General features: G+C 52.3%; 21 protein-coding genes and 1 tRNA gene. 15 read left to right on the forward strand and 7 right to left on the reverse strand.

The annotated features are described in order from the left end of the window. Positions 1-119 precede the first annotated feature (119 nt). The 6 genes from LBJ36_05320 (at position 120) to pepT (ending at position 7,114) form a co-directional block, all read left to right on the forward strand. Positions 120-1,622 carry an ABC transporter substrate-binding protein gene (locus LBJ36_05320; protein MDR1378453.1) on the forward strand — a complete coding sequence of 501 codons (1,503 nt, stop codon included), beginning with the start codon at positions 120-122 and terminating at the stop codon, positions 1,620-1,622. 145 nt (positions 1,623-1,767) lie between these two features. Next, positions 1,768-2,697, forward strand: a complete 930-nt coding sequence (locus LBJ36_05325) for an ABC transporter permease (protein ID MDR1378454.1) — start codon at positions 1,768-1,770, stop codon at positions 2,695-2,697. Between the two features lie 15 nt (positions 2,698-2,712). After that, positions 2,713-3,606: an ABC transporter permease gene (locus LBJ36_05330; GenBank protein ID MDR1378455.1), complete on the forward strand. Its 894-nt coding sequence runs from the start codon at positions 2,713-2,715 to the stop codon at positions 3,604-3,606. Between the two features lie 24 nt (positions 3,607-3,630). Then, positions 3,631-4,635: an ABC transporter ATP-binding protein gene (locus LBJ36_05335; GenBank protein ID MDR1378456.1), complete on the forward strand. Its 1,005-nt coding sequence runs from the start codon at positions 3,631-3,633 to the stop codon at positions 4,633-4,635. 17 nt (positions 4,636-4,652) lie between these two features. Beyond that, a complete protein-coding gene (locus LBJ36_05340) occupies positions 4,653-5,636 on the forward strand; it encodes an ATP-binding cassette domain-containing protein (protein ID MDR1378457.1) in 984 nt (327 codons plus the stop codon). A 221-nt stretch (positions 5,637-5,857) separates the two neighbouring features. Further along, positions 5,858-7,114, forward strand: coding sequence for a peptidase T (gene pepT, locus LBJ36_05345; protein MDR1378458.1), 1,257 nt, complete (start codon positions 5,858-5,860; stop codon positions 7,112-7,114). A 284-nt stretch (positions 7,115-7,398) separates the two neighbouring features. Here pepT and LBJ36_05350 read toward each other — a convergent pair whose 3' ends face one another. The 4 genes from LBJ36_05350 to iolD all read right to left on the reverse strand — a co-directional run bounded on the left by LBJ36_05350 (position 7,399) and on the right by iolD (position 12,651). Then, the gene (locus LBJ36_05350; protein MDR1378459.1) at positions 7,399-8,562 is read right to left on the reverse strand and encodes an iron-containing alcohol dehydrogenase; all 1,164 of its coding nucleotides are present in this window, start codon (positions 8,560-8,562) and stop codon (positions 7,399-7,401) included. A 310-nt stretch (positions 8,563-8,872) separates the two neighbouring features. Then, positions 8,873-9,880 carry a 5-dehydro-2-deoxygluconokinase gene (gene iolC, locus LBJ36_05355; protein ID MDR1378460.1) on the reverse strand — a complete coding sequence of 336 codons (1,008 nt, stop codon included), beginning with the start codon at positions 9,878-9,880 and terminating at the stop codon, positions 8,873-8,875. A 53-nt stretch (positions 9,881-9,933) separates the two neighbouring features. Further along, positions 9,934-10,725: a 5-deoxy-glucuronate isomerase gene (locus tag LBJ36_05360; protein MDR1378461.1), complete on the reverse strand. Its 792-nt coding sequence runs from the start codon at positions 10,723-10,725 to the stop codon at positions 9,934-9,936. A gap of 60 nt (positions 10,726-10,785) precedes the next feature. Next, positions 10,786-12,651, reverse strand: coding sequence for a 3D-(3,5/4)-trihydroxycyclohexane-1,2-dione acylhydrolase (decyclizing) (iolD, locus tag LBJ36_05365; protein MDR1378462.1), 1,866 nt, complete (start codon positions 12,649-12,651; stop codon positions 10,786-10,788). Between the two features lie 400 nt (positions 12,652-13,051). Between iolD and LBJ36_05370 the strand changes: the two genes are divergently transcribed. The 9 genes from LBJ36_05370 (at position 13,052) to LBJ36_05410 (ending at position 22,703) form a co-directional block, all read left to right on the forward strand. Next, complete coding sequence (locus LBJ36_05370) at positions 13,052-13,825, forward strand: DeoR/GlpR family DNA-binding transcription regulator (GenBank protein MDR1378463.1); 774 nt, start codon at positions 13,052-13,054, stop codon at positions 13,823-13,825. A 354-nt stretch (positions 13,826-14,179) separates the two neighbouring features. Continuing rightward, a complete protein-coding gene (locus LBJ36_05375) occupies positions 14,180-15,196 on the forward strand; it encodes a Gfo/Idh/MocA family oxidoreductase (GenBank protein ID MDR1378464.1) in 1,017 nt (338 codons plus the stop codon). A 32-nt stretch (positions 15,197-15,228) separates the two neighbouring features. Then, positions 15,229-16,122, forward strand: a complete 894-nt coding sequence (gene iolE / locus LBJ36_05380) for a myo-inosose-2 dehydratase (protein ID MDR1378465.1) — start codon at positions 15,229-15,231, stop codon at positions 16,120-16,122. A gap of 61 nt (positions 16,123-16,183) precedes the next feature. Then, the gene (locus LBJ36_05385) at positions 16,184-17,140 is read left to right on the forward strand and encodes a substrate-binding domain-containing protein (GenBank protein ID MDR1378466.1); all 957 of its coding nucleotides are present in this window, start codon (positions 16,184-16,186) and stop codon (positions 17,138-17,140) included. Between the two features lie 466 nt (positions 17,141-17,606). Further along, a complete protein-coding gene (locus LBJ36_05390) occupies positions 17,607-19,082 on the forward strand; it encodes a sugar ABC transporter ATP-binding protein (protein MDR1378467.1) in 1,476 nt (491 codons plus the stop codon). A gap of 69 nt (positions 19,083-19,151) precedes the next feature. Continuing rightward, positions 19,152-20,138: an ABC transporter permease gene (locus LBJ36_05395; GenBank protein MDR1378468.1), complete on the forward strand. Its 987-nt coding sequence runs from the start codon at positions 19,152-19,154 to the stop codon at positions 20,136-20,138. Positions 20,139-20,402: 264 nt separating this feature from the next. Further along, entirely contained in the window at positions 20,403-21,422 is a 1,020-nt protein-coding gene (gene iolG, locus LBJ36_05400) for an inositol 2-dehydrogenase (protein MDR1378469.1), read from the forward strand. A gap of 33 nt (positions 21,423-21,455) precedes the next feature. Then, positions 21,456-22,517 carry a transaldolase family protein gene (locus LBJ36_05405; GenBank protein ID MDR1378470.1) on the forward strand — a complete coding sequence of 354 codons (1,062 nt, stop codon included), beginning with the start codon at positions 21,456-21,458 and terminating at the stop codon, positions 22,515-22,517. Between the two features lie 110 nt (positions 22,518-22,627). Continuing rightward, a tRNA-Gly gene (locus LBJ36_05410) sits at positions 22,628-22,703 on the forward strand. A gap of 74 nt (positions 22,704-22,777) precedes the next feature. Here the strand turns inward: LBJ36_05410 and LBJ36_05415 are convergent. The 3 genes from LBJ36_05415 to LBJ36_05425 form a co-directional block, all read right to left on the reverse strand. After that, positions 22,778-23,083 (reverse strand): hypothetical protein, encoded by a 306-nt coding sequence (locus LBJ36_05415; GenBank protein ID MDR1378471.1) that lies wholly within the window; start codon positions 23,081-23,083, stop codon positions 22,778-22,780. A gap of 9 nt (positions 23,084-23,092) precedes the next feature. Further along, a complete protein-coding gene (locus LBJ36_05420; protein ID MDR1378472.1) occupies positions 23,093-23,476 on the reverse strand; it encodes a hypothetical protein in 384 nt (127 codons plus the stop codon). Between the two features lie 9 nt (positions 23,477-23,485). Then, a partial coding sequence (locus LBJ36_05425) for a hypothetical protein (protein MDR1378473.1) occupies positions 23,486-24,051 on the reverse strand: 566 nt, incomplete at its 5' end.

Genomic DNA, 24,051 nt, shown 5'->3' on the forward strand with positions numbered 1-24,051 from the left:
CTATCGCTTAAGTGGTAATTTATGTGGTAACTTATATAGTGTCAACAAGGGTTACAATCAACAAGGGTTACAATATATTCAAGATTTTCGTTCAATACTTTATTAAGGAGAGGATAGTTGTGAAGAAGTGCAGTTTGCTATTGTTGGTTTTCGCGCTTGTTGTCGGTCTGTGTGGCGTTGCCGGCGCGGCGGCAAAAGACACGTTAGTCGTGATCGATCAGTACGACGCCACTACTATGGACCCCATCGGACACAATGACGTTCCCAGCTCTCGCGCCTGCTTCGAGGTTTATGACACACTGATCTTCCTGGACGAGGAAGGCAACGTCCTGCCCGGTCTCGCGGAAAAGTGGGAAAACCTCTCTCCGACGGAGATCAAATTTTACCTCCGTAAGGGCGTGAAATTCCACAACGGCGACGAGATGAAGGCCGAAGACGTCCAATTCACGATTATGCGCGCCACGACGGACGCGGGCGCCAAGATCAAGGTTTTCTCCCAAAACGTTGACGGTGTGGATATCGTGGACGACTACACGGTCGTCCTTCGACTGAAGGAGCCCGACTATTACTTCTTCGCGTCCCTGTCTCACTCCTGGGGTTCCATCACCAGCAAGAAATACGTCGAATCGGCGGGCGAGAGTTTTGGTATGAACCCAATGGGAACGGGACCCTTCAAGCTCGTGAGCTGGCAGAAGGGCAGCGAGTACGTTCTCGAACGCTTTGAGGATTACTGGGGACCCAAACCTAAGTTCAAGACCCTTAGGGTCCGTTCCGTTCCCGAACCGACGAGCCGCACGATTGAGTTGGAGTCTGGCGGTGCCGACATTGCCTATCCCATCCCGCACAATGATCTGAAGCGCATCGAGGAGAACGAGAGACTGGTGCTTCACCGGAGACCTCAGCTTTCGACCACTTACATGGGCTTCAACATGACGAAGAAACCTTTCGACGACGTTCGTGTCCGCCACGCGATTTCCGCAGCCTTGGATATCGTTGCTATTCAGGCGGCTGCTTACCGAGGCGTGGGTAAGGTCCCTGGTTCGTTGGTTCCCGACGGAATTCCATACTCCATCAACAGCAAGGTCCCTCTTCATGTTCAGAACGTCGAACTGGCCAAGCAACTTTTGGAAGAGGCTGGAGTGAAAGACCTTAAATTAGAGATCTGGACCAATGAGCGCAAAGAGCGCGTCGACAGCTCCACAATCGTTCAGGCCCAGCTCGAAGAAATCGGCATCCAAGCCGAGATCAAAGTATTGGAATGGGGCGCGTATTTGGATGGTCTTATGGAGAAAAAGCACGATGTGTTCTTCTTGGGTTGGGTCACGTCGATTCCTCACCCCAACGGGCCAATTTCCGGGCTGCTTGAATCCAACTCCGGCAGTAACTACACTTTCACGAACGACCCAAAGATTGACGAACTGTTGGTTAAGGGACGTGGCACGCCCTACGGAGAGGAGTGCGAAAAAATTTATACGGAGTTACAGGAGTACATTAACGAGCTGACGCCCATGATTTACTTCCACAATGACGAGTCGATCGCGGGCACGCAGAAAAACGTGAAGGGCTTCATTCCTCGCGCTACTGAAATCCATTCTTTCCGCGAAGTTTACTTCGAAGAATAAGAGGAGTGTCGCAAAGCAAAACGGAATAATAAAATGCCTCGTTGGTCGCGAAATGGCAGGGGTAGAGATCCCCTGCCGTTTTCTATACAGTGTCGCTCAATTTTTATGAAGTATCGCTCAATTTTTGTGAAAGGGAGGATAGACGATGATTCGCTATGTCATTCGCCGAGTCCTGTTTTTGATTCCTGTGCTTATTGGCGTGGCCTTCTGCGTTTTCACTCTCCTTTATCTGACGCCGGGCGACCCGGCTAGGATGATCCTGGGGGATATGGCTACAGAGGGGGCAATACAGGAATTTAGGGCTAAAGAAGGGTTGGACAAACCCTTTCTGCTTCAGTTCGGGAACTACATTTACAAAGCCGTCACCCAAGGGGACATTGGACGCTCCTACATCACCAAACGCCCCGTCATGCACGAGATTCTGACGGTTTTTCCGGCCACGTTGAAACTCTCCGCGTTCGCCATCGTCATCGCGATCCTTATCGGCTTGCCCTGCGGAATCCTGTCCGCTATCAAGCAATACTCGATTTTCGATACCATCACGATGATTTTCGCCATGGTGGGGCTTTCCATGCCGGTCTTCTGGCTGGGTCTTTTGCTGATTCTCTATTTCTCGGTCTATCTGCGATGGCTGCCTTCCTCCGGCTTCGACACATTCAAAGCGATGATATTGCCATCGTTGGCCTTGTCCGCGCAGTCTATCTCGATGATCACCCGCATGACGCGCTCGTCGATGCTGGAGGTCGTTCGTGCCGACTACATCCGAACCGCCCGCTCCAAGGGACAAAAAGAGTCCGTCGTCATTTGGGTTCACGCTCTTCACAACGCGTTGATTCCCGTCGTGACCCTTTGCGGACTCCAATTTGGACACCTTTTGGCCGGCGCGATCTTGACGGAGTCGATTTTCGCCATTCCCGGCGTCGGGCGTCTGATGGTGGAGTCCATCAAGATGCGCGATTATCCTGTTGTGCAGGGCGGGGTGCTTTTCGTCGCCGTGGCGTTCAGTGTGGTCAACCTCCTCGTCGATTTGGTGTATGCCTATATCGATCCGCGCATCAAGGCACAGTACAAGTAAGGAGGAGAGAAAACCATGAACAACTCGACAGACGCGATTCAAAATACTGTCTACGTCCGAAGGAAAAAGCGGAGCGCCCTGGGAGAGGTCTTCTTCCGCCTTCGTAAGAGCCCTTTGGCCATGTTTGGGCTCGCTATCATTTTATTGTTGGTCTTTCTGTCCATCTTCGCCGACCAGTTGGCACCTTATCCTTATCGAAAACAGAACTTGTCTCACATGTTCGAGACGCCGTCGAAGGACTTCCTGCTGGGAACGGACGAGTTCGGCCGCGACATTCTGAGCCGCCTGATTTACGGGGCGCGCATCTCGCTTCAGGTTGGGTTTATCGCCGTGGGCATCGCCCTGGTCGTGGGGGGGTTGCTAGGCGCGACGGCCGGTTACTACGGAGGGTGGATCGACAACGGGATCATGCGGTTCATGGATGTGCTGCTCTCGATTCCTCAAACTTTGTTGGCCATCGCCATCGCGGCTGCCTTGGGGCCGGGGCTTTTTAACCTGATGATTGCTGTGGGGATCTCGGCCGTGCCCAACTACGCCCGCATCGTGCGGGGCTCGGTGCTCTCCATCCGGGAAATGGAGTTTATCGAAGCGGCCCGGGCTGTGGGTAGCTCCGACCTACGTATCATTTTGAAGCACATCATCCCCAACAGCATGGCCCCCATCATCGTCCAGTCTACTCTGGGCGTCGCCTCCGCCATTCTCAACGCGGCTGGGCTCTCCTTCATCGGACTTGGCATCCAGCCTCCGTACCCGGAGTGGGGCGCGATGCTATCGGGCGGACGTCAGTACATCCGAGACTACCCTCACCTGACCCTCTACCCCGGCCTAGCCATCATGTTCACTATCCTTGCGCTGAACTTCCTGGGCGACGGACTTCGGGACGCGCTCGACCCGAAGCTGAAGCGATAGCGCGTTATTAGGAGGTGTTCAAAGATGGGCGTAAATAAAAATCTTCTTTTGGATATTCAGGATTTGACGATTCAGTACGTCACTGACAACGGTACGGTGCACGCTGTCGAGAATCTGAACCTGCAACTGGGACATGGCGAGACTCTGGGCTTCGTGGGGGAAACCGGAGCAGGCAAAACCACCACGGCGCTGGGCATCACGCGGCTCATCCCTTCTCCCCCCGGCGTCATCAGGTCAGGAAAAATTTTCTTTGAGGGCGAGAACCTACTGGAAAAAAGTGAAACGGAGATGCGCTCAATTCGCGGCGGCAAAATCGCCATGATCTTTCAAGACCCTATGACGAGTCTGAACCCTGTGATGACCGTGGACAAGCAAATCGCGGAAATGATCAAACTTCACAGAAACGTGGACGACGCCGAGTCCCTGAAACTTGCCGGAGACATGCTGGAGCTGGTGGGTATCCGGCGCGAGCGTATGCACGACTACCCACACCAGTTTTCGGGAGGGATGAAACAGCGCGTCGTGATCGCCATCGCTCTGGCCTGCGATCCGGGGCTTCTGATCGCCGACGAGCCGACGACGGCCCTCGACGTGACGATCCAGGCCCAGGTTCTTGAGCTGATGAAAAAACTGAAACAGCAATTCGACGCTTCCATGATCCTCATCACCCATGACTTGGGCATTGTAGCGGATATCTGCGACAAAGTGGCGATCATGTACGCCGGGCGCGTGGTGGAGTACGCGGATAAACGCGCACTTTACACAAACCCTGTGCACCCGTACACTATAGGGCTTTTCAACTCCGTACCCGACCTAGACGAGGACCGGGAGTCTCTGAACGTGATCCCTGGCTTGATGCCGGACCCCATGGATCTACCCACCGGCTGCACGTTCCACCCGCGCTGTACCTACGCGGTGGAGGAGTGCTCACGATCGAAGCCCACCATGATCGAGGTCGAAAAAGACCATTTCGCGGCCTGCCCTATTCGAGGCAAGGCAGGCATGCCTGCCTTAGTAGAGGGACGGTGAAAATAATGAGCGACATAATGAACGACAATGTTCCGTATCTCCGAGTAGACAAGTTAAAGAAATATTTCCACACGAAACGCGGGCTTCTTCACGCGGTGGACGACGTGAGCTTCGCGGTCCAAAAGGGGGAAACTTTAGGGCTGGTGGGAGAATCCGGCTGCGGCAAATCGACGCTGGGCCGTTGCCTGATTCGCCTACTGGACGCCACGGCAGGGAGCGTGCTTCTTCACAACGAGAAGACCGGTTTGGACGTTGATATCACAAAGGTCTCCAACGCCGCGATGAAGGAACTGCGCAAAAAAGTCCAGATCGTCTTTCAGGATCCCTATTCCTGCTTGAATCCCCGCTTGTCCGTATGGGAACTAATCGCGGAGCCTCTGATCGTGAACAGCGTTTTTTCCGCCAAAAACGCCATGAAAAAACGTGTCCGCGAGCTGATGAACACCGTGGGCCTGGCGGAGCGCCTGGAGAATAACTACCCTCACGAGTTGGACGGCGGCCGTCGCCAACGCATCGGAATCGCCCGCTCTCTCGCCTTGAATCCGGAGTTCATTGTCCTGGACGAGCCCGTTTCGGCTCTGGACGTCTGCATACAGGCCCAGATTCTGAACCTGCTGAACGATCTGCAAAAGGAATTTCATTACACCTACGTCTTCATCTCCCATAACCTGAGTGTGGTGAAGCACGTGTCGGATCGGATCGCGGTGATGTATTTGGGTAAGATCGTGGAGCTCTCGAACTATAAGGAGCTGTTCGTGAAGCCATTGCACCCGTACACGCAGGCACTTTTATCGGCCATTCCCGTGGCGAAGCTGGACGTCAAGAAGGAGCGAATCATCCTGGAGGGCGATGTACCTTCGCCGATCACGCCGCCGGAGGGCTGTCGCTTCATGGGTCGATGCCGTTACTGCCAAGATCTTTGCAAAGAAAAGACACCGGAGCTGAAGGAAACCTTGCCAAATCACTTCGTCGCCTGTCATTTCACGGAGGAATTACGATAAAATGATTCTCATCCAACAGCTTCAGCCATTAGATGAGAATCGCAACGCCGCCGTTGGCGGCGTTTGTTTTATATTTGGTTTCTTGCCATATGTCTATTTTCATATTTCAGTCGGCTGTCTTTGTCGATCTTAGAATCCCACAACTTTAGTCGTGGGAGTATGTCAAAAAAGTAGAGACACACGGCCGTGCGCCTCTACACCACAAAGGGGGACAATGTCTGATGTACGCCATTCTCGACCGTTTTTTAAAATATGTGACTTACGACACCCAATCCGTGGATGGGGCGACGATTGTTCCCTCCACTTCGGGACAGTTGACGCTGGCCAAGGTCCTGGGCGAAGAACTGAAGGTCTTGGGGCTCCATGACGTGGAGGTCACCGAGCACGCCTACGTCACGGCGACCCTTCCGTCCAATGTCACAGACTCGGAAAAGAAAAAGAAAATCCCCGCCATCGGCTTCGTCGCCCACATGGACACAGCCACGGAGGTGACGGGCAAAGACGTGAACCCCCGGGTGGTGAAAAATTACGATGGAGGCGATATTGTTTTGAGGTCCGCCTCCAATGGCGCGGACGAGGTTGTCCTATCACCGAAAGATTTTCCCTACCTGGCAGACTACAAAGAACAGGATCTAGTGGTGACGGACGGCAACACACTTCTGGGCGCGGACAACAAGGCGGGTATCGCGGAGATTATGGCCGGGGTGGACTATCTGTTACGGCATCCTGAGATCAAACACGGTGACGTCAAGATCGCTTTTACTCCCGACGAAGAGGTGGGGCACCTGGCGAAGTTCCTGGACATCAAAAAATTTGGCGCGGACTTCGCTTATACCTTCGACGGCGGTCCCGTGGGGGATGTGTGCTACGAAAATTTCAATGCCGCGAAGGCGAGCGTGAGCATCAAAGGGCGCGCGGTGCATCCCGGCACGGCCAAAAATCTGATGCTGAATGCCATTACCTTAGGGCAAGAGCTGAACCGACTCTTCCCCCCAGCGGAGGTTCCCGAATACACCGAGGGTTACGAGGGTTACTATCACTGCCTCAGTTTTCAGGGGACCACGGAGTCCGCAACTCTAAAGTATATTATCCGCGACCATGACACGCCCCACTTCGAGGCCCGAAAAAAGTTCATGGAGAAGGCTGTCCAGTGGATGAAGGACAAATACGGGGAAAACCGTTTCACCCTGACGTTACAAGACCAATACCGCAATATGTCCGACAAGCTCCAAGGACACGATCATATCGTGAATACGATCCTGGAGGCGATGGGCGAGCTGGGGATCAAACCCAAGATCACCCCTATGCGGGGCGGCACGGACGGAGCGGCTCTTTCCTGGCGGGGACTCCTCACCCCGAACATTTTCACCGGCGGGCACAACTATCACGGGCGCTTCGAGTTTATCTCCGTCCAAGCGATGGAAAAGGCCACAGCGACAATGCTTAAAATCCTGGAGCTTTACGCTCGCGAGGCGTGAAGTTTCACGAATTTCGGCTTGTGAATTGTCAGAAAAAATATTTAGTTGAATTATCGGGCAATTTCCGGCGTGGCGTTCAACGCGCGCCGGTTATTTGTTCCTATTCATATGGCGGCAGTATGCTGTTTAGATCTTTTTTCTATTTTCTATTTACGAATGAACCTGAAATCTCCATACAGTAGACACTGCCCGCACTCCCTTGAGAAGAATCTCCTTTGAGCCCTAAACGCGCTAGGCTCATGCTCCCACTTTCGGGAAAGGCAAGCCGGGCAGGGCACCTACTTTCAATACGCCTTCTTGTAGAGTTCGATGATTTTTTCCTCCGTAACAAAACGAGGATTGTTGCCGGGACTTCCGCTGACTAGCGCGTCATGAGCCATTTTCCCGAGATGCTTTTCAAACTCCGCACGGTCAGGAATCAGAGTGCGGATCGGAGGGATTTCCACATCCCCGCAAAGAGCCACGATGGCATCGACCGCCTTCCGGGCCGCCTGGAGAGTCGACAGTCCATTCACGTTTTCGCCCATAACCGCGGCCACTTCGGCAAATTTTTCCGGCTTCGCGACATAAGTAAATTCCGCCCACACCGGTAGCAGCACCGCGTTGGATATTCCATGGGCGATATGGAAAAGAGCGCCTATGGGTCTGGACATGCCATGAATTAAAGTTACCGAGGAGTTATTGAAGGCGATTCCTCCAAGGGTAGCAGCGAGCGTCATATTCGCCCGCGCCTCCATATCATCCCCGTCGCACCAAGCCTTACGCAAGTTTTCCGAGATGAGCCGGATTGCCTTTAGGGCGACGACATCCGTTATCGGTTGCTCTCGTTTGGAAACAAACGCCTCAATAGCATGGCAGAAGGCATCCAGCCCCGTAGCGGCGGTGACGCCGGGAGGCATCGAGCGGGTAAGTTCCGGATCGGCTACGGCAATCGTCGGGATGATCCAGGGAGAACTGATCAGCATTTTGACGTCATTGGCGGTGTCATTGATAATAGTGACCTTCGTCATTTCCGAACCAGTTCCTGCGGTCGTAGCTATGGCAATCAGGGGCAGCGTCGGCTTTTGAACCTTGCCGGCTCCCATATAGTCGGTTATTTTCCCGCCATTCGTTTCAAGGATCCCGATGGCCTTGGCGGCGTCAATCGGGCTTCCTCCACCAAGCGCCACCAAAAATTCGCAACCGTTCTTTCTGTACGCTTCCAGCCCGGCCACGACGTCTTTATCTCCCGGTTCGCCTCCAATATCGCTGAACACCGAAAACGAACAGCCAGCTTCCTCCAAAATTTTTCCGACTTTCTCGGCGTAACCGGCTTTTTCCATGAATTTATCCGTAACCAGAAGAGCCTTGTTCTTTCCCAGCCTTTTAAGCTCTTTTCCCAACAAAGACAAACATTTCGGTCCCTGAAGAAGAACCTCAGGCATATAAAATTCCGTGGCTTTCATCATCGATGATCCTTCCTTTCGCTTCGTTGACATACTCCCACAACTAAAGTCGTGTGATTCTAGGATCGACAAAGACAGCCAACCGAAGTGGGTCTTACGTCTTCTCCCTTAAGAGTCGATACCCCGACTCTGCGGATATTCAGCGCCGCATTGATAGCGCCGCATTGATATCGTAATCATGAAAGAAGTCTAACATGAATTTAGAGACACGATAAGAAACAAAAACGAACACCGCTCGTTGGTGGCGTTGCGATTTTCATCTAACGGCTCAACGGCTGAAGCCCTTGGCTTTCTCATCGCTTTATCGTAAATATTACGCCCTGGCGATCATTTCACCATACTGCCTTTTGCAATCGCCGATATAATCCGTTATCTGCTTCAGCGTGGGCATGTTCGGCGCGCATCCGTGGCTTGCCACCAGCAGCGACGCCGACGCGCTGCCCAGTTCCAGGCAGTCGATTATCTCCATACCATTCAATATGCCGTAGAGAAATGCCGAGGCGTATCCATCTCCCCCACCAAAACCCTTCAACATCTTGACTGGAAACGGTTTGATCGAATATTTGTTTCCATCGTTCGTATAGGCCGTCGAACCTGCCTTGCCGTGTTTGATCACCACCAGACGAGCCTTTTTGGAATGCCAAAAGGCGGCCGAGGCCGCGTCATCCATTCCAGGGCATAACATTCGCTCGGTCAGGTCATATTCCTCTCGGCTGCCCAGGATGATCGACGCCTCCGACGCGGCCAGTGAGCAGTAGATGCCAAGCTCGTCAAAGTTCTTCCAGTTATAGGCTCGGTAGTCGATATCGAATATGATCGGGGTCGATGACCACTTCGCGAGTATCATGGCCTTCAACGCGGCCTCCCTGCTCGGACTCTGAGCAAGCGCAGTACCCGATATGAGCAGGCATTTCGCGCCTTCTATGTATCCCGCGTCAATGTCCTCGACCGAGAGGCTGAGGTCTGACGCCTGGTTGCGATACATCAGAATGCTGCTCTCTTCGGGACTCAAAATCTCGGTGAAGGTGAGTCCGAGTTTTTCACCGTTCGTGCAACGGCGAATACGAGATACATCCACACCCTCGGACTCGAAAGTCTCTATCACGAAATCGCCGAACTGATCGTCTGAGACCCGCGTAAAGAACCCGCACTTCTTTCCAAGGCGCGATAATCCCACGGCTATATTGGCGGGCGAGCCGCCGAGGTATTTCTTGAAGGTCGCGCTTTTGCTGAGAGGTTTGTAATAATCCTCAGGATTGAGGTCTATCGCGGCCCTGCCCAGGAGTACCATGTCCATTGGCCTGCTCTCGTCAAATTTCACGTAACTCAACTCCCCCAACTCCTTAGTCGCGCCCTTTTAATCCTACTCTACTGTCACGCGCGCGCCGGGCCGTTCCAGATTATCGCGTCCTTATCGTGCAGCCATACATGTTTGGGGTCGTCAATGCGGTCAGTCCAGGGATTACCATCGAGATGGCGTATCATCCAAGTGTAATACATGGCGTATCCCGGGGCGGCCGCCTGGGGATGACACTCTCCGCCGGGTATTACGCATATGTGGTTATGTTTAATGACGGTCGCGTCATCTCCCACGATCGTGACCCCGAATCCCTGAGGCTTGTCGAATCTGTAGTAGTATACCTCCGGCTGGGGATGATGGTGTGGCGGGTAGCTGCTCCATCTCCCAGGCAGGTGCAGATCCTCGCCAAGCACCATGTTGGAATAAGAAGCGTTGCCGTAGTTGAAGATATCCCGCAGAACACGTTTGGCGCAACCTTGCATGTTGTCGGCACCGAGAAATACGTTTTTGATCGAAGAAGAAGGGTAAAACACGGGCTCAAAGGCGCGAGGGTTATCGGTTTTCTGTATCAGGACCTCGGCGGACGATTTGGCTGTGATCGCCACATCCACGTGGGACGAAACGTGAAGAGCCGTCGGCGGCGCGTCGAAAACGCTGTGACGAGACGCGCTCTCCGAGAGTCCATTCCATTCAAACGATACTTCCCCATCCAGCAAAAGGAACGCCGACTCGTCGCGTTCGGCTCGAAACGTGAATTTCTCTCCGGGAGAGAACACGTACACCCCTATATCCATAAGGGATTCAGGATGAATCCCCCGCCTGTCCGTCAGGGCATTATAACCCTGCACAAATATCCTTGGCTGCATATCGCACTCCTCCTAAAATACGCAAAGGGGCAGAATACGCTGCCCCTCGAAAAATCTCCATCAATACTTCCAGGCTTTGATGATCTCGTCGTCTTGCTCTTTTCGGGCTTCGAGCACTTTGGGATTCTCCGAAACCTGCGGCGTGCCAACGCGCCACCATCCCTCATAGCGGCCGCCCATCGTCTTCGGCAGCACTTTCACGTCTATGACGCAAACGCCCGGTTCGTTCTTTGCGGACGCTAACGCTTCCGCCAGCTCTTGTGGGGTTGATGCCCTGAAGCCCTTCGCCCCGTATCCTTCGGCGACCTTCGCGTAGTCGATTTCGAGCGGTGAGCCATCCAGACGGCCTGTTTTCTCGTTTCGCGCGGCGATCCTGGTGCAGAAAGAGTCAATCCCCTGGCTGTTTTGTAGGTTTTCGATGCAGCCGAATCCCTGGTTGTCGAATACGACCACGGTGATCTTGAGATTTTCCTGGACGGCCGTCAGCAGTTCCGAGTGTAACATCTGCCATGTGCCGTCTCCGACCACCGCGTACACACCCCTGCTCGGCTCTGCCAATTTGACCCCGACAGCCGCGTTGACCTCGTATCCCATGCAACTGAATCCGTACTCGACGTGATAGGATTTGTACGCGCGCGTCTTCCAGAATTTGCGGACGTCGTCGGGCAGGCTCCCGGCGGCGGAAATGATGATGTCGTCCGCTTCCATAGCCTTCCACATCTCGCCCAGCGCTCTGGTCTGAGCAATCCCACGCTCCGTCTCCAGCGACAATACGCGGTCAACCTCGACAAACCACTCATCTCTGAGGCGCTTGACTTCGTCGCCCCAAGACGCCTTGTATCCGCCTATCGCGTTGTCCAACGCGTACAGCGACAGTTGCGCGTCGGCCACAACTTGGCGGGCGTTCATTTTATAGGCATCGAACCCACTGACGTTGATTGATAGGATATCGACGTCCGGGTTCTGGAACTGCCACCGGGATGACGTGGTGAAGTCTCCCAGCCTTGTTCCCACGGCGATGACGAGATCCGCTTCTTTAGCTATTTTGTTGCCAGCTGTCGAACCCGAAACGCCGACGCCCGAAAGGTTTAGCGGATGATCCCACAGTATGGCTCCTTTGCCCGCCTGCGTTTCGGCAAACGGCACGCCGTGTCTTTCCGCGAAGGCGCGAAGCGCCTCCCCCGCTTCGGAATACAGAACCCCGCCTCCACATATCAACATAGGTTTTTTCTTCCCAGCGATGAGTTCCGCGGCTCGCTTTATCTCTCCGTTAGTGGGGACTCGGCGTTCGATGTGGTGTATCCGTCTCTCAAAGAAGTTTTCGGGATAATCGTAGGCTTCCGCCTCGGAGTCCTGCGGCAAACAGATTGTCACCGCGCCGGTCTCCACCGGGTCCGTCAGCACGCGGAATGCGTTGAGCAACGCGCTCATCACCTGTTCGGGGCGCGTCACCCTATCCCAATATTTCGATAAGGGTTTCAGGGAGTCGGCGACCGTCACGCTGTAGTTCGCGGGTTGTTCGAGCTGTTGAAGGACCGGGTCCGGCTGGCGAGTAGCATAAGTGTCTCCGCAGAACAACAGCAACGGAATACGGTTCACCGTCGCCGTTCCCGCCGCTGTCGCGAAGTTGGTGGTGCCGGGCCCGATGCTGGCCGCGCAAGCTATTATCTCTCGGCGGTTCTTCTGTTTAGCGTAGCCTATCGCGGTGTGCGCCATTCCTTGCTCATTCTTGCCCATATAAAAGCGCATGTCTCCGTTGTACGATGCCATCGCTTCGCCAATGCCAAGGACTATTCCATGCCCGAATACCGTTATGACGCCTTTCACAAACTTGCTTTCGACCCCGTCAAATTCCACGTACTGGCTGTCGAGAAAACGAACTATCGCCTGCCCTACAGTTAAGCGGATGGTTTTCACGTTCTCCATGCCTCCCTCGATATCTGCCGTGACGAACCAGTCGTCTCCGTAAATATATTATTTGGGTAACTTTTGAGAAATTTCTTGCGCAACGCTTCTTTCTACCAGCATATTACCATTTTTTGAATAGTCAATAGGCATTTTTGTGTTTTGAGATTTTAAGTAATCGGGACCCCCGACAGGATTCCTTCCGTTCGCCTTTATTATCTCCCCCAACGCCTCCGCCCCAGATTTTCATATATTATCGCTCATCTATTATCGCTCATCATTCACGCTGAAACAACCAGGTTGTAACTTACTCACGATACGTTGTACACTTATATTGAATCATCAAGCGTCATACTGCAAACGCTGTGTACGTTTTGCGCGAATCGCGAATATGGAAAAATACGGGAGAGAGGTTTGGATCATGCTACGTCCACAACGCATCGACGCCATAGAAAATTATTTGATTCAGCACAGGGTCGTCAATCTCGACGAACTGTGCAAGGTATTCTCCGTCTCGAAAAACACCATCCGCAGGGATATCGATGAAATCCACAAGCGAGGGTGCATAAGGAAGATCTACGGCGGAGTCCGAGTCGTGGAAAAAGACGAACTCATGCCTTTCACGGAACGCAATAAGAGAGCGTTGGACGCAAAAAAACGTGTCGCGAAATGCGCGGCCGAATTCGTCGAAGACGGCGATATTATATTTGTAGACTCCGGAACCACCACTTGTCACATGGTCGACCATCTCAAGGATAAAACGGACCTGACGGTCATCACGAACAATCTGGACTTTATCGTGTCAGCTCTGCCCCACGAAAATATCAACATCATATCCCTGTCCGGCGCCCTCAACAGGAAGACGCTCTCTTTCACCGGAGCGAGCGCCGCAAACTCGCTCGAATCGTTCAACATCAGCAAGGCGTTCATGGCCTCAACGGGAATCACGGTCGAGAAAGGCGCCACTAACTATTTCGCCGACGAATACGACGTCAAACAAGCGGCGATCAGAAGAAGCCAGAAAAGGTTCTTGCTGGTGGATCACTCCAAGCAGGGCGTGATCTCTTTGCGGACATTCGCCGATCTAAGTGATTTTGATTGCCTAGTCACAGAAGCGCCTCTCCCGGAAACATTCCGTAACTATCTGGAACGCAATGCCTGCAAAGTGGTCTTAGTTAAAGGTGATATGGGTTAAAAGGATATTGGGTTAAAAGGATATAAGAGTGATATTGGTTAAGAGTTGATAAACTTTCCAAGAAATTAGCAAACGCTTCTTGACTTTTAAAAAAAAGCTAATTATACTAATCTAAGCTTAGTTAAGTTAGTTAGGTTAGGTTAGTTAAGTTAAGCTAGTTAAGTTAAAAACGCTTTAATCTGTTAAAAATGCTTTAATCTTTTCGCTTTTCGAAAAAAATTTTGACATAAATAATATAATTTAAAATAAGCTACTTTTCTCATATCCGCGTTGCCGGTTGAACGACGTTCTGTCGGCAGCGCGGCAAAACAGCAAACCGTATACCTTATCTCACTTTAGAAAGGAGAAATCCTGGTGCCTTTGAAGATAGGAGTTGTCGGGGTTGGAGCGATAGGAAGAGAGCACGCGCACAGGTGCGCCAAGGTATTGCCTGGTAGTACGGTTACGGCTTTGAGTGACGTTGACGAAGAAGCGGTCAGAAAGTTTATGGCTGAGGAAAAATTTGACGCGTCTTTTTTCGCGAATGGGCATGAACTGATCCAATCTCCCAACGTAGACGCCGTGTTGGTTACTTGCTGGGGGGCAAAACACGAGGAGTTCGTCATCTCGGCAATCGAGGCGGGCAAACCGGTGTTTTGCGAGAAGCCCCTGGCTGAGACCGCCGAGGCGTGTCGCAATATTGTTAACGCCGAAATAGGTCGAGGCAGGCGCCTCGTCCAGGTGGGTTTCATGCGTCCGTTCGACCGGGGTTATCAGGCTCTCAAAAAAACTTTGGACGACGGAACGATAGGTTCACCTCTTGTTGTGAACTGTCGACACTTCAATTACGATAACGTACCTTACTACAAAACCTCTATGGCTATCAACGACACCCTCATCCACGAACTCGACGTTCTGCGTTGGCTCCTTGATGATGATTATCTCACGGTGCAGGTCTATTTTCCGCGTCGCAGCGCCAATGCACCAGAGGCGGTTCGCGACCCGCAGATCGTAGTGCTTCGAACTATAAAGGGAATCCACATCAACGCCGAGATATACGTCTTCAGCAAATTTGCGTATGACGTGCAGTGCGAGGTCATCGGCGAAAACGGCATAGCGTCCCTCCCGGAACCGATGGCCGTTCCTATCAGAAGGGCCGCGCGAGACGAGCGGGCGTTGTTGACGGACTGGAAAACGCGTTTTATTGACGCATATGACGTAGAGCTTCAAGCGTTCATCGAGAACGCGAAGTCCGGGAAATTCACGTCGGGCGCTTCGGCGTGGGATGGGTATGCGGCCGCCGTGGCAGCGGATGCTTGCATAAAATCTCAGACGACTCTCGCGACTGAACCGGTAGACATGCCTCCGTGCCCGGCCTTTTATAAAAAGTAGCAAAAGTAGCAGAAATATAGGAGGATTTTCATATGAATAAAAGCAAAGTCAAATTGGGCATCGCCCCAATCGGCTGGACGAACGACGACATGCCCGAACTGGGGAGCGAGAACACCTTCGAGCAATGCGTGAGCGAGATGGCTCTGGCCGGTTTCAAGGGATGCGAGGTCGGCAGTAAATTTCCGCGCCACAATCCAGAATTGCTGAAGCGGAAACTGGACGCCCGCGGATTGGTGATCTGTAACGCCTGGTTCAGCACGTTTTTCGCGGACGGAAAAAAAGCGGAGACGATCGAGAATTTCACGAAACATATGAAATTTCTGAAGTTTATGGGTGCCCTTGTGATCGGATGTTCGGAACAGAGCGGAAGCGCGCAGGGAACCGACAAGCCGATATTCAACGCGAAAAAAGTCTTCACGGAGGTGGAATGGCAGCTTGTGGTCGCCGGTTATAACGAGATCGCGAAAATCGCCGAGGGGGAGGGAATGAAAGTGTGCCTGCACCACCACATGGGCACAGGCGTTCAGACGACTCTCGAAATCGACCGCTTCATGAGGGAAACGAACGGCAACGTCTACCTGCTCTATGACACAGGGCATGTCTACTATTCAGAAGGATCCCAGGAATCCGTCGTTAAAGTGCTTGAAGATTACCTGCCTCGTATAGTGCACGTCCACCTCAAAGACGTTCGTCCAGAAAAAGTGGAGCTTGTGCGCCGGGAGGGCAAGTCATTTCTAGATGGAGTTAAGATGGGAACTTTTACGGTTCCTGGAGATGGGGTAATTGATTTCGCGCCAGTATTCGATTTGTTGGACAAAGGTGACTACAGCGGGTGGATGGTGGTCGAGGCGGAGCAGGATCCTGCGAAAGCCGACCCGTTTGAATACGCCGTAAAGGCAATGGAGTATATCCGCAAATATTATTGACGTCCGACGAACCTATTTAGCGGCGAAGGGCGCATTTAAAACGAAGGAGGAACGACAGAAGATGAAACAGAAGATGAAGAAGAGGATGTTTACAGTATTTTTGGCGGTTTGTTCGATATTGGCGCTGGGATTGGCGTCGGGAACAGAGGCATTCGCCGCGACGGCCAAGTTCAAAATCGGCTACAGTTGCAATAATTTCAATGACACATTCCAGACCTATATTGTCGATGCGGCGCGCGCGGCGGCAGTCGAGGCAGGAGTCGATCTGGAGGTTCTCGACGCGCAGGAAGACGACATTCGTCAACAGGATCAAGTCAATAACCTGATCCAAAACGGAGTGGACGCTCTGATCGTAGTTCCGGTTAACACGGGCTCCGTTCAGCCGATCATCAAAGCGGCGGCCGACGCCAAAAAACCCTTGGTATTCGTCAACCGCAATCCATACCCCAGCGGCGGAATGCCAGAGAACGTATACTTCACCGGAGCCGATTCGATCCTCGAGGGCTCATCCCAAATGGAGTACGCGGGCAAGCTTATGGGCGGCAAGGGTAACATCTGCATCCTTATGGGCATTCTCTCGAACGAGGGCGCTCTGGGCCGCACCGCCGGAATCGAGCAGACCGTACAGGAAAAATTCCCCGACATCAAGATACTTGCCAAGGAAACCGGCAACTGGCAGCGTGACCAAGGATTGAACATCACCGAGAACTGGCTCACAGCGTATGGCGAACAGATTAACGCCATTCTCTCCAACAATGACGAAATGGCGCTTGGCGCGATAATGGCTCTGGAAAACGCGGGCAGACAGGATGTTTTGGTGTTCGGAAACGACGCCATTCCAGACGCGCTGGCGGCGATCAAAAGCGGAAAACTTGGCGGAACAGTATTGCAAGATCCAGTTGCTCAGGGCAAAGGCAGTCTTGAGATCACGGTGAAGATTCTCAACGGCGAAAAGGTTGAGCAGCTTCAGAAACTTCCCGCCGACGTCATTAATAAGGACAATATCAACAATCAATAGCGCCATAATGGGGAGAGAGCGCGCGTTCTCCCCATTAGTGCATCAGGCAGCGTAAATAAAGTTATACGTTTCCACAATAAGGAGGTGGGTCGATGAAGGCAAAAATTACGATTGATTATTGATTCTGGAGTCTGGTCGGTGGTTTATACGCGTTCCAATAGTTGCTGACGTTGCAGCTGAAAACCAAGACCGTATAGTGGCTATTGCCCCGGACATCTGAACGTTTGTGTGTAGAGATCGTGTGTCTCTACTGTGATGAAAATATTGTCGTAAATCAGGACTACAACGGTGCTTGTGGAATATTTCGGAAATATTTTTACGAGCTTTGCGAGATTCAGCTTTTCCTTTGACTTATAATTAAAGGAATACTATGCGAAATATATCTACTAGTTATGAGTAGGTATTAGTACGCTGAAAGGATCGGTGCGGCTGAATGACCCCTGAAGACAAAGTTCCTCTTCTTCAAATGAAGGGGATAGTCAAAACTTTTCCTGGAGTTAAAGCCCTTAAGGGAGTGGATTTCGACGTAAGGGAAGGCGAAGTGCACGCGCTCATGGGTGAAAATGGCGCGGGCAAATCCACGTTGATGAAGTGCCTCATCGGCATTCACCCGCAAACGTCGGGAGAGATAATATTCAAGGGCAATCGCCTGGGACATTACAATACGTCTGACGCGCTGAAAATGGGAATTTCCATGATTCATCAAGAACTGAGTCCCGTGCTACACCGACCCATTATGGAAAATATCTGGCTCGGACGCGAACCGCTAACAGGTCTAGGGTTGGTCGACCACGCGAAGATGGCTCAGATGACCAGGGATGTACTGAAGGTTATCGATTTGGACGTGGATCCGCGCACGCTGATGAGGGACCTCACAGTTGCCAAGATACAGATGGTCGAGATCGCTAAAGCTATCTCGTACAACGCGGCGCTCATTATTATGGATGAACCGACGAGCGCGCTAGCGGAGAGCGAAGTGGCTCAACTTTTCAAGATAATCAACAGGCTTCGCGACGAAGGTAAGGGCATCGTTTACATATCGCACAAGATGGACGAGATATTCAAGATAGCTGATCGCATCACGGTCCTTCGCGACGGGGAATATGTGGGCACAGACAACGCGGCCAACACCACTATGGACCGAATGATCACTATGATGGTCGGGCGCTCTGTTTCCGACATGTTCCCCAAGATCTCCTGCGATATCAGCGACGTGCACCTGGAGGTGAAAGGACTCCGCAATTCGCGGTTCTTTCACGATGTCTCATTCAGCGTGCGCAAGGGCGAGATATTGGGCATCGCGGGGCTTCTCGGTTCTGGAAGAACTGAGGTCATAGAGAGTATCTTCGGCATCAAGTCCCTGGACGCCGGAGAAATATTCATAGACGGACGCCGCGTCGAAATAAAAGAACCGGCCGACGCGATAGCAAATGGGATGGCGTTTTTGACCGAGGACAGGCGGGAGACGGGCATATTTCCGATGCTCGATGTTCTGTTCAACATGTTCATAGCGAGTATGGATCAGCACACCAACAAAGCCCAAATTCTGAATGACAGGTCGTCATTGAACGTTTGCAACGAATACATCAGCGTCATCAACGTCAAAACTCCGTCGCCTTACCAGAAGGTGGAAAATCTGTCCGGAGGTAATCAGCAAAAGGTTCTGGTCGCCCGCTGGCTTATGACGTCTCCGTCCATACTTTTTTTGGACGAGCCGACAAGGGGGATCGACGTTGGCGCGAAAGCCGAGATACACTCTATCATAAGTAAACTTGCGGGACAGGGCAAAAGTGTGATCATGGTCTCCTCGGAATTGCCGGAAGTCATTGGCATGAGCGACCGCATAATGGTCATGCACGAGGGAAGAGTGACGGGAATACTGGACAACAGTAAAAAACTGCAACAGGAGGAGATTATGCGCTACGCCTCGGGGGTAGCATGATCACCGAACCCAACAGGCGCGGGGATGACCTCCGGTTTTGCAAAACTTACGTAGATGGGAGGAGACACAATGATTCAAGAAAATAGAATCGATTGGATCCAGTTGTTCAAAAAATATGGGATTATCGTGGTCCTTATTTTGATGGTCGCGGGCATATCTATTTTAAGACCACAGTTTCGCACCCCCACCAACCTCTTCAATGTACTGACTCAAAGCTGCATTTTCGGAATTATGGCGCTCGGAATGACCTTCGTGATCATCTCCAAAGGGATAGACCTCTCGGTGGGTTCCGTGTTGGCGTTATCGGGCGTCATCGCCGCCAGTCTGGCGCAGATGCCTGAAGCGGCGAACAAATATTTTCCAGGCCTTCCCGTCTTGCCCGCCGTAATTCCTGTGATCGTGGCGCTGATCGTGGCTAGTCTGTGCGGAGCTCTGAACGGGACGCTAATCGCTTTCACGGGGATACCCGCTTTCATCGCAACGCTTGGCATGTACACCGTCGCCCGCGGGCTTGCCCTCATCTACACATCAGGACGCCCCATTAGCACTCTTTCCCCCGGTTTTACCTTCTTTGGGGGCAAAATAGGCATGATCCCCACACCTGTCGTGGTATATCTACTCATGATCGTGGTGGCATGGATACTGCTCAACAAGACGCGCTTCGGTAAAAGCGTGTACGCCATTGGCAGCAATCTCAAGGCGGCCGAGGTCTCTGGTATCCCCATCAAAAGGAATTTCGTGAAAATATACGCGTTATGCGGTCTCATGGCTGGAGTCGCTGCAGTGGTTCTGGCGGGGCGAGTGCAGAGCGTGCACCCTGGGGCGGCCACTGGTTACGAACTGACGGCGATCGCGGCGACGACGATCGGAGGGACCAGCCATTCCGGAGGGATAGGCACGATCTGGGGTGCGGTTGTCGGCGCGTTGATCTTGGGAGTTCTGCGAAATGGACTGACTTTATTGGGCATTCACCCTTACTGGCAGCAGGTGTGCGAGGGCTGTATAATCGTTGTGGCCGTTATCATCGACATGAAGACCCACACGCAGAAAAAATGACAATGACAATGAAGTAAAGAGGATTACAAGGAGGTGGGCCGATAAAGGCGGAATTGGTGAAAATATTCTTATATATTGAGACTATAACGGTGCTCCTGGAAGATTTCGGAATATTTTGAAATATTTCTGTGAGCTTTGTGAGATTTAGTTTTTCCTTTGATTTCATACTCATTGATTTCACACTCAAAGGAATATTCTGCGAAATGTATCTTCTAGTTATGATAGGTATTAGTACGCTGAAAGGATCGATAAGGAGTAAAAGTGATGGAGGACCTCAAAATAGGCCTGATAGGCCTTGGAAGGCTGGGGGAACAGCACGCCGTTAATGTGGCGACCAGAGTGCGAGGCGCGGAACTTTCCGCCATTTGCGACATGAACGCCGAAAAACTGTGGGAGGTTTCAGACCGCCTCAATGTAAAGGAAAGATACGCGAATTTCTCGAAAATGTGTGAATCGGGCAATGTGGACGCGGTGCTTATCGCTTCTCCTTCCGCGTTGCACACGTTACAGATATCCACAGCCCTTGATGCGGGTAAACACGTTTTTTGTGAAAAGCCCCTAGGTGTTACGGTTGAAGAGTGTCTTGAAGCCGAAAAAGCTGTTACGCGCCATCCTGACAAGGTTGTGATGCTGGGATTCATGCGTCGTTTTGACCCCTCATACCGCTACGCGAAAGAGCGCGTCGACGCAGGCGAGATAGGTCGAGTCATCCTGTTCCGGGGCTACAGCCAAGATCCAGAGCGCTTCATCGACGGCGCGATAGCCTTCGCCCCTCACAGCGGCGGACAGTTCCTCGACATGTGCGTGCACGATATCGACCTTGCTAGATGGTACACCGGATCGGAGCCTACCGAGGTGTGGGCCGCCGGAGGTTGCTACGCTCATCCCGAATTTGGACAGTACAAGGATGGGGATAATGTCGCCTGTCTCATGAAGTTCAAGGATGGCGCAATGGGTTTCCTCTTCGCGGGACGTACCGCGCCGCACGGCTACAACGTCGAAACCGAGATCATCGGGACTAAGGGTATTCTGCGCATAGCGTCCGTGCCTCAGAAAAACCTGGTGGAGGTGATAGACTCGACTGGAGTGCGCCGCGAATGCAGCCAGAACTTCTTGGAGCGCTTTGACGAGTCTTACGTCGCCGAGGTTCAGGAGTTCGTGGATTGCGTCAGAGAGAACAGGAAACCGGAGGTGACCGTGCGCGACGGAACGCAGGTCTCCCGAATCGCTTATAAGTGCAAGGCTTCGTTTGAAAGCGGCGAACTCGTCAAAACGGGTTTATAGCAACTTGATAGGTGATAGAGATGGGTGATAAAGATGGGATTCAAAAGTTCATTGGATGAAATGAGCCAGACTACTTCGACCCAGTTCTGGAATGACAACTGCTCAATCGGTGATCTTTCGTTCGCCCTAGAACATGGCGCGGTAGGGGCAACGACGAATCCCGTGATCGTTGGCCAAGTCTTGGAGGCGGAACTCGAAAACTACGTCCCGGAGATCAAGGGACTGATCGCCGGGAATCCCACGGATACCGAGGACGATATCGCGTGGAAACTGAACGAAAGCATGGCTGTGGTCGGAGCGAAACTACTAAAACCCGTGTTCGACAGAACCGGAGGAATGGCAGGATACATTTCCATCCAGACGAACGCCAAATATTATCGCAATGTCGATAAAATTACCGAGCAGGCGCTACATTTCAAGTCCCTCGCTCCCAACATCATGGTGAAGATGCCGGTCACCGCCGCCGGAGTGAAAGCGATCGAGGAGAGTACCTATCATGGTGTGAATGTGAACGCCACCGTTAGCTTTACCGTGCCCCAGGCGCTCGCCGTAGCGGAGGCCATCGAGAGAGGCATGAAGCGCCGCGAAGCCGAAGGTAAGGACAACTCATCCCTGCATCCGGTGTGTACAATCATGGTGGGACGGACTGACGACTGGATCAAGGATTATGTTAACTCGTTGGGAATCACGATCGACCCTCTGGCGCTGGAACTCAGCGGAGTCGCGGTCTTTAAGCGCGCCTATGCGTTGTACAAGGAACGTGGTTACCGCGTTAGACTGCTCGCCGCAGCTTATCGCAACATTTATCACCTGACCGAATTTATAGGCGGGGATGTATCGATGACAATTCCGCCGCCGTGGATAAAAAAGTTCGTAAAAAGCGACATCAGGGTCGAAAACCGTATGGATACCCCGGTAAATTCCGCTATGTTGTCGTTGCTGCAAAAATACGTGCCGGATTTCAACCGTGCCTACGACACGGACGGTATGAAAGCGGAAGAGTTCGACAGTTACGGAGCGACAAAAAAGACACTGGCGCAATTTTTGAACGGCTACGACAAAATGGTTGGGATGATCCGTAAGTTCATGGTGTAGTTGATATATGATGTAGTTGATATTGTCAGCCAACAATAGCCGGTGAATTACCCCTTGTCAAAGAGGCGAGTTTTTTGTATACTACGTAAGTGATTTGTAAGTGATTTTGTGCGGACATAGCTCAGTTGGTAGAGCATTAGCTTCCCAAGCTAAGGGTCGCGGGTCCGAATCCCGTTGTCCGCTCCAGTGATATCAAGGGCTTAGGAGATTTTCCTAAGCTCTTTAATTTTGCTCCTTGTAACACCCTTGTAACAAAATTCTTATCGTCCCGTCACCTTCGCCACGAACCACCCGGCCAGGCCCGTCGCCGCCGCCCACATCCCCTTTTTCACCCATGAGGCCATGTTTCGGTTGACGTAAAGCTCAGTGGGTTCATCTTCTTTTAAGTGTTCCACGAGCATTCTCCGTAGATCGGGGATAAGCGCGACGCTCTTTAGAATTTCTTTCACGTCCTCGTGGATTTCTTTCACCACCGCCTCTATCCCCATAATTCGGCCTTGGGTTTCGCCGATTTTTTGCAGGATATCCAAAATTACTTTATCGTTCCAGCGTGTTGCGCGGTTCATTTTTCCACCTCACCCTTGTACCTTGTACTTCGTGTAAAGCGCATCGAGCTTGTCATCGACAGACTCGCCTTTGAGGAGTTCAGGTGAGATAAGTTCCTCCGGCTTCAATTCGATCATCGCTACGATTTCTTCTTTCTGCGCGTCGGTCAATTCGAGGTTCGCGAATTTCCTGTCGCTGAGAGTGTTGAGCCATCCGCAGACCTGGTCAATCAGATATCCATACACCACTCGCTCAATGGGAGTTTCGAGCGAATCCGGCACAAAAGGGATATCGATAGCCTTCACTAGTAGCTCGATTACTAACTTCTTCTTCTCCGGTCCGGTCTTGCCTTTCAACTCGTATTCAATCTGCGCCACCAGATCCATGGCCATACTGACGATCTTCTTCCACATGTGCCCCTCCTATTGTTCTCCGCCGAAGCGGCCGTTTCGTGCCTTCTGGTCCACACCAATATGCACGTTCGCGCTGCTGGCGTGTATCATGTAGGTATATTCCAGCTCGGGTATTTCCTTACGCCCGTACATTTCGACCAGAAGATCATAGAGCTGGCGCTTCGACATACCAGCGACTCGAATATCCGCAGCCTCGCCCCGTGTGTGAGCCGAGGCCGTTTCGTCGCCCCACTGACCACGAGCGAACCCCTGCTTGCCCAGGATTTTGCTACCAACATCTTTGTTGTGCTTCGTGCAGCGCCAGCCAGAGACGATGAGAATAGGTTTGTCCACCGTTTCTCGAAGCGCTTGCAGTGTCCGAGACAGAGCGGGCGCGGGGTATTTCAACCCGCACCCACACTTACACGCGAATTCCGAAGAATTGAAGTCCTTACTGATGTCTCCCATTTCAACCTCCCCAAATAAAAAGCCGCCCCCGAAGGAGCGGCGCTGTATCGACTTTACAGGGGCTGAAGCGTCCCTGGCCGAATATCGTACCTCGCCAGCAGATACCGGACGGCGAGAATCCACAACTC

This window comes from Synergistaceae bacterium, assembly GCA_031267575.1.
Classification (GTDB): Bacteria; Synergistota; Synergistia; order Synergistales; family Aminobacteriaceae; genus JAIRYN01.

What these genes read in the sequence shown, in the direction of transcription:
- LBJ36_05325 (MDR1378454.1), top strand. Translation starts at nt 1,768, where the DNA reads ATGATTCGCTATGTCATTCGCCGAGTCCTGTTTTTGATTCCTGTGCTT.
- LBJ36_05330 (MDR1378455.1), top strand. Translation starts at nt 2,713, where the DNA reads ATGAACAACTCGACAGACGCGATTCAAAATACTGTCTACGTCCGAAGG.
- LBJ36_05335 (MDR1378456.1), top strand. Translation starts at nt 3,631, where the DNA reads ATGGGCGTAAATAAAAATCTTCTTTTGGATATTCAGGATTTGACGATT.
- LBJ36_05340 (MDR1378457.1), top strand. Translation starts at nt 4,653, where the DNA reads ATGAACGACAATGTTCCGTATCTCCGAGTAGACAAGTTAAAGAAATAT.
- pepT (MDR1378458.1), top strand. Translation starts at nt 5,858, where the DNA reads ATGTACGCCATTCTCGACCGTTTTTTAAAATATGTGACTTACGACACC.
- LBJ36_05350 (MDR1378459.1), bottom strand. Translation starts at nt 8,562, where the DNA reads ATGATGAAAGCCACGGAATTTTATATGCCTGAGGTTCTTCTTCAGGGA.
- LBJ36_05360 (MDR1378461.1), bottom strand. Translation starts at nt 10,725, where the DNA reads ATGCAGCCAAGGATATTTGTGCAGGGTTATAATGCCCTGACGGACAGG.
- iolD (MDR1378462.1), bottom strand. Translation starts at nt 12,651, where the DNA reads ATGGAGAACGTGAAAACCATCCGCTTAACTGTAGGGCAGGCGATAGTT.
- LBJ36_05370 (MDR1378463.1), top strand. Translation starts at nt 13,052, where the DNA reads ATGCTACGTCCACAACGCATCGACGCCATAGAAAATTATTTGATTCAG.
- iolE (MDR1378465.1), top strand. Translation starts at nt 15,229, where the DNA reads ATGAATAAAAGCAAAGTCAAATTGGGCATCGCCCCAATCGGCTGGACG.
- LBJ36_05385 (MDR1378466.1), top strand. Translation starts at nt 16,184, where the DNA reads ATGAAACAGAAGATGAAGAAGAGGATGTTTACAGTATTTTTGGCGGTT.
- LBJ36_05390 (MDR1378467.1), top strand. Translation starts at nt 17,607, where the DNA reads ATGAAGGGGATAGTCAAAACTTTTCCTGGAGTTAAAGCCCTTAAGGGA.
- LBJ36_05395 (MDR1378468.1), top strand. Translation starts at nt 19,152, where the DNA reads ATGATTCAAGAAAATAGAATCGATTGGATCCAGTTGTTCAAAAAATAT.
- iolG (MDR1378469.1), top strand. Translation starts at nt 20,403, where the DNA reads ATGGAGGACCTCAAAATAGGCCTGATAGGCCTTGGAAGGCTGGGGGAA.
- LBJ36_05405 (MDR1378470.1), top strand. Translation starts at nt 21,456, where the DNA reads ATGGGATTCAAAAGTTCATTGGATGAAATGAGCCAGACTACTTCGACC.
- LBJ36_05415 (MDR1378471.1), bottom strand. Translation starts at nt 23,083, where the DNA reads ATGAACCGCGCAACACGCTGGAACGATAAAGTAATTTTGGATATCCTG.
- LBJ36_05420 (MDR1378472.1), bottom strand. Translation starts at nt 23,476, where the DNA reads ATGTGGAAGAAGATCGTCAGTATGGCCATGGATCTGGTGGCGCAGATT.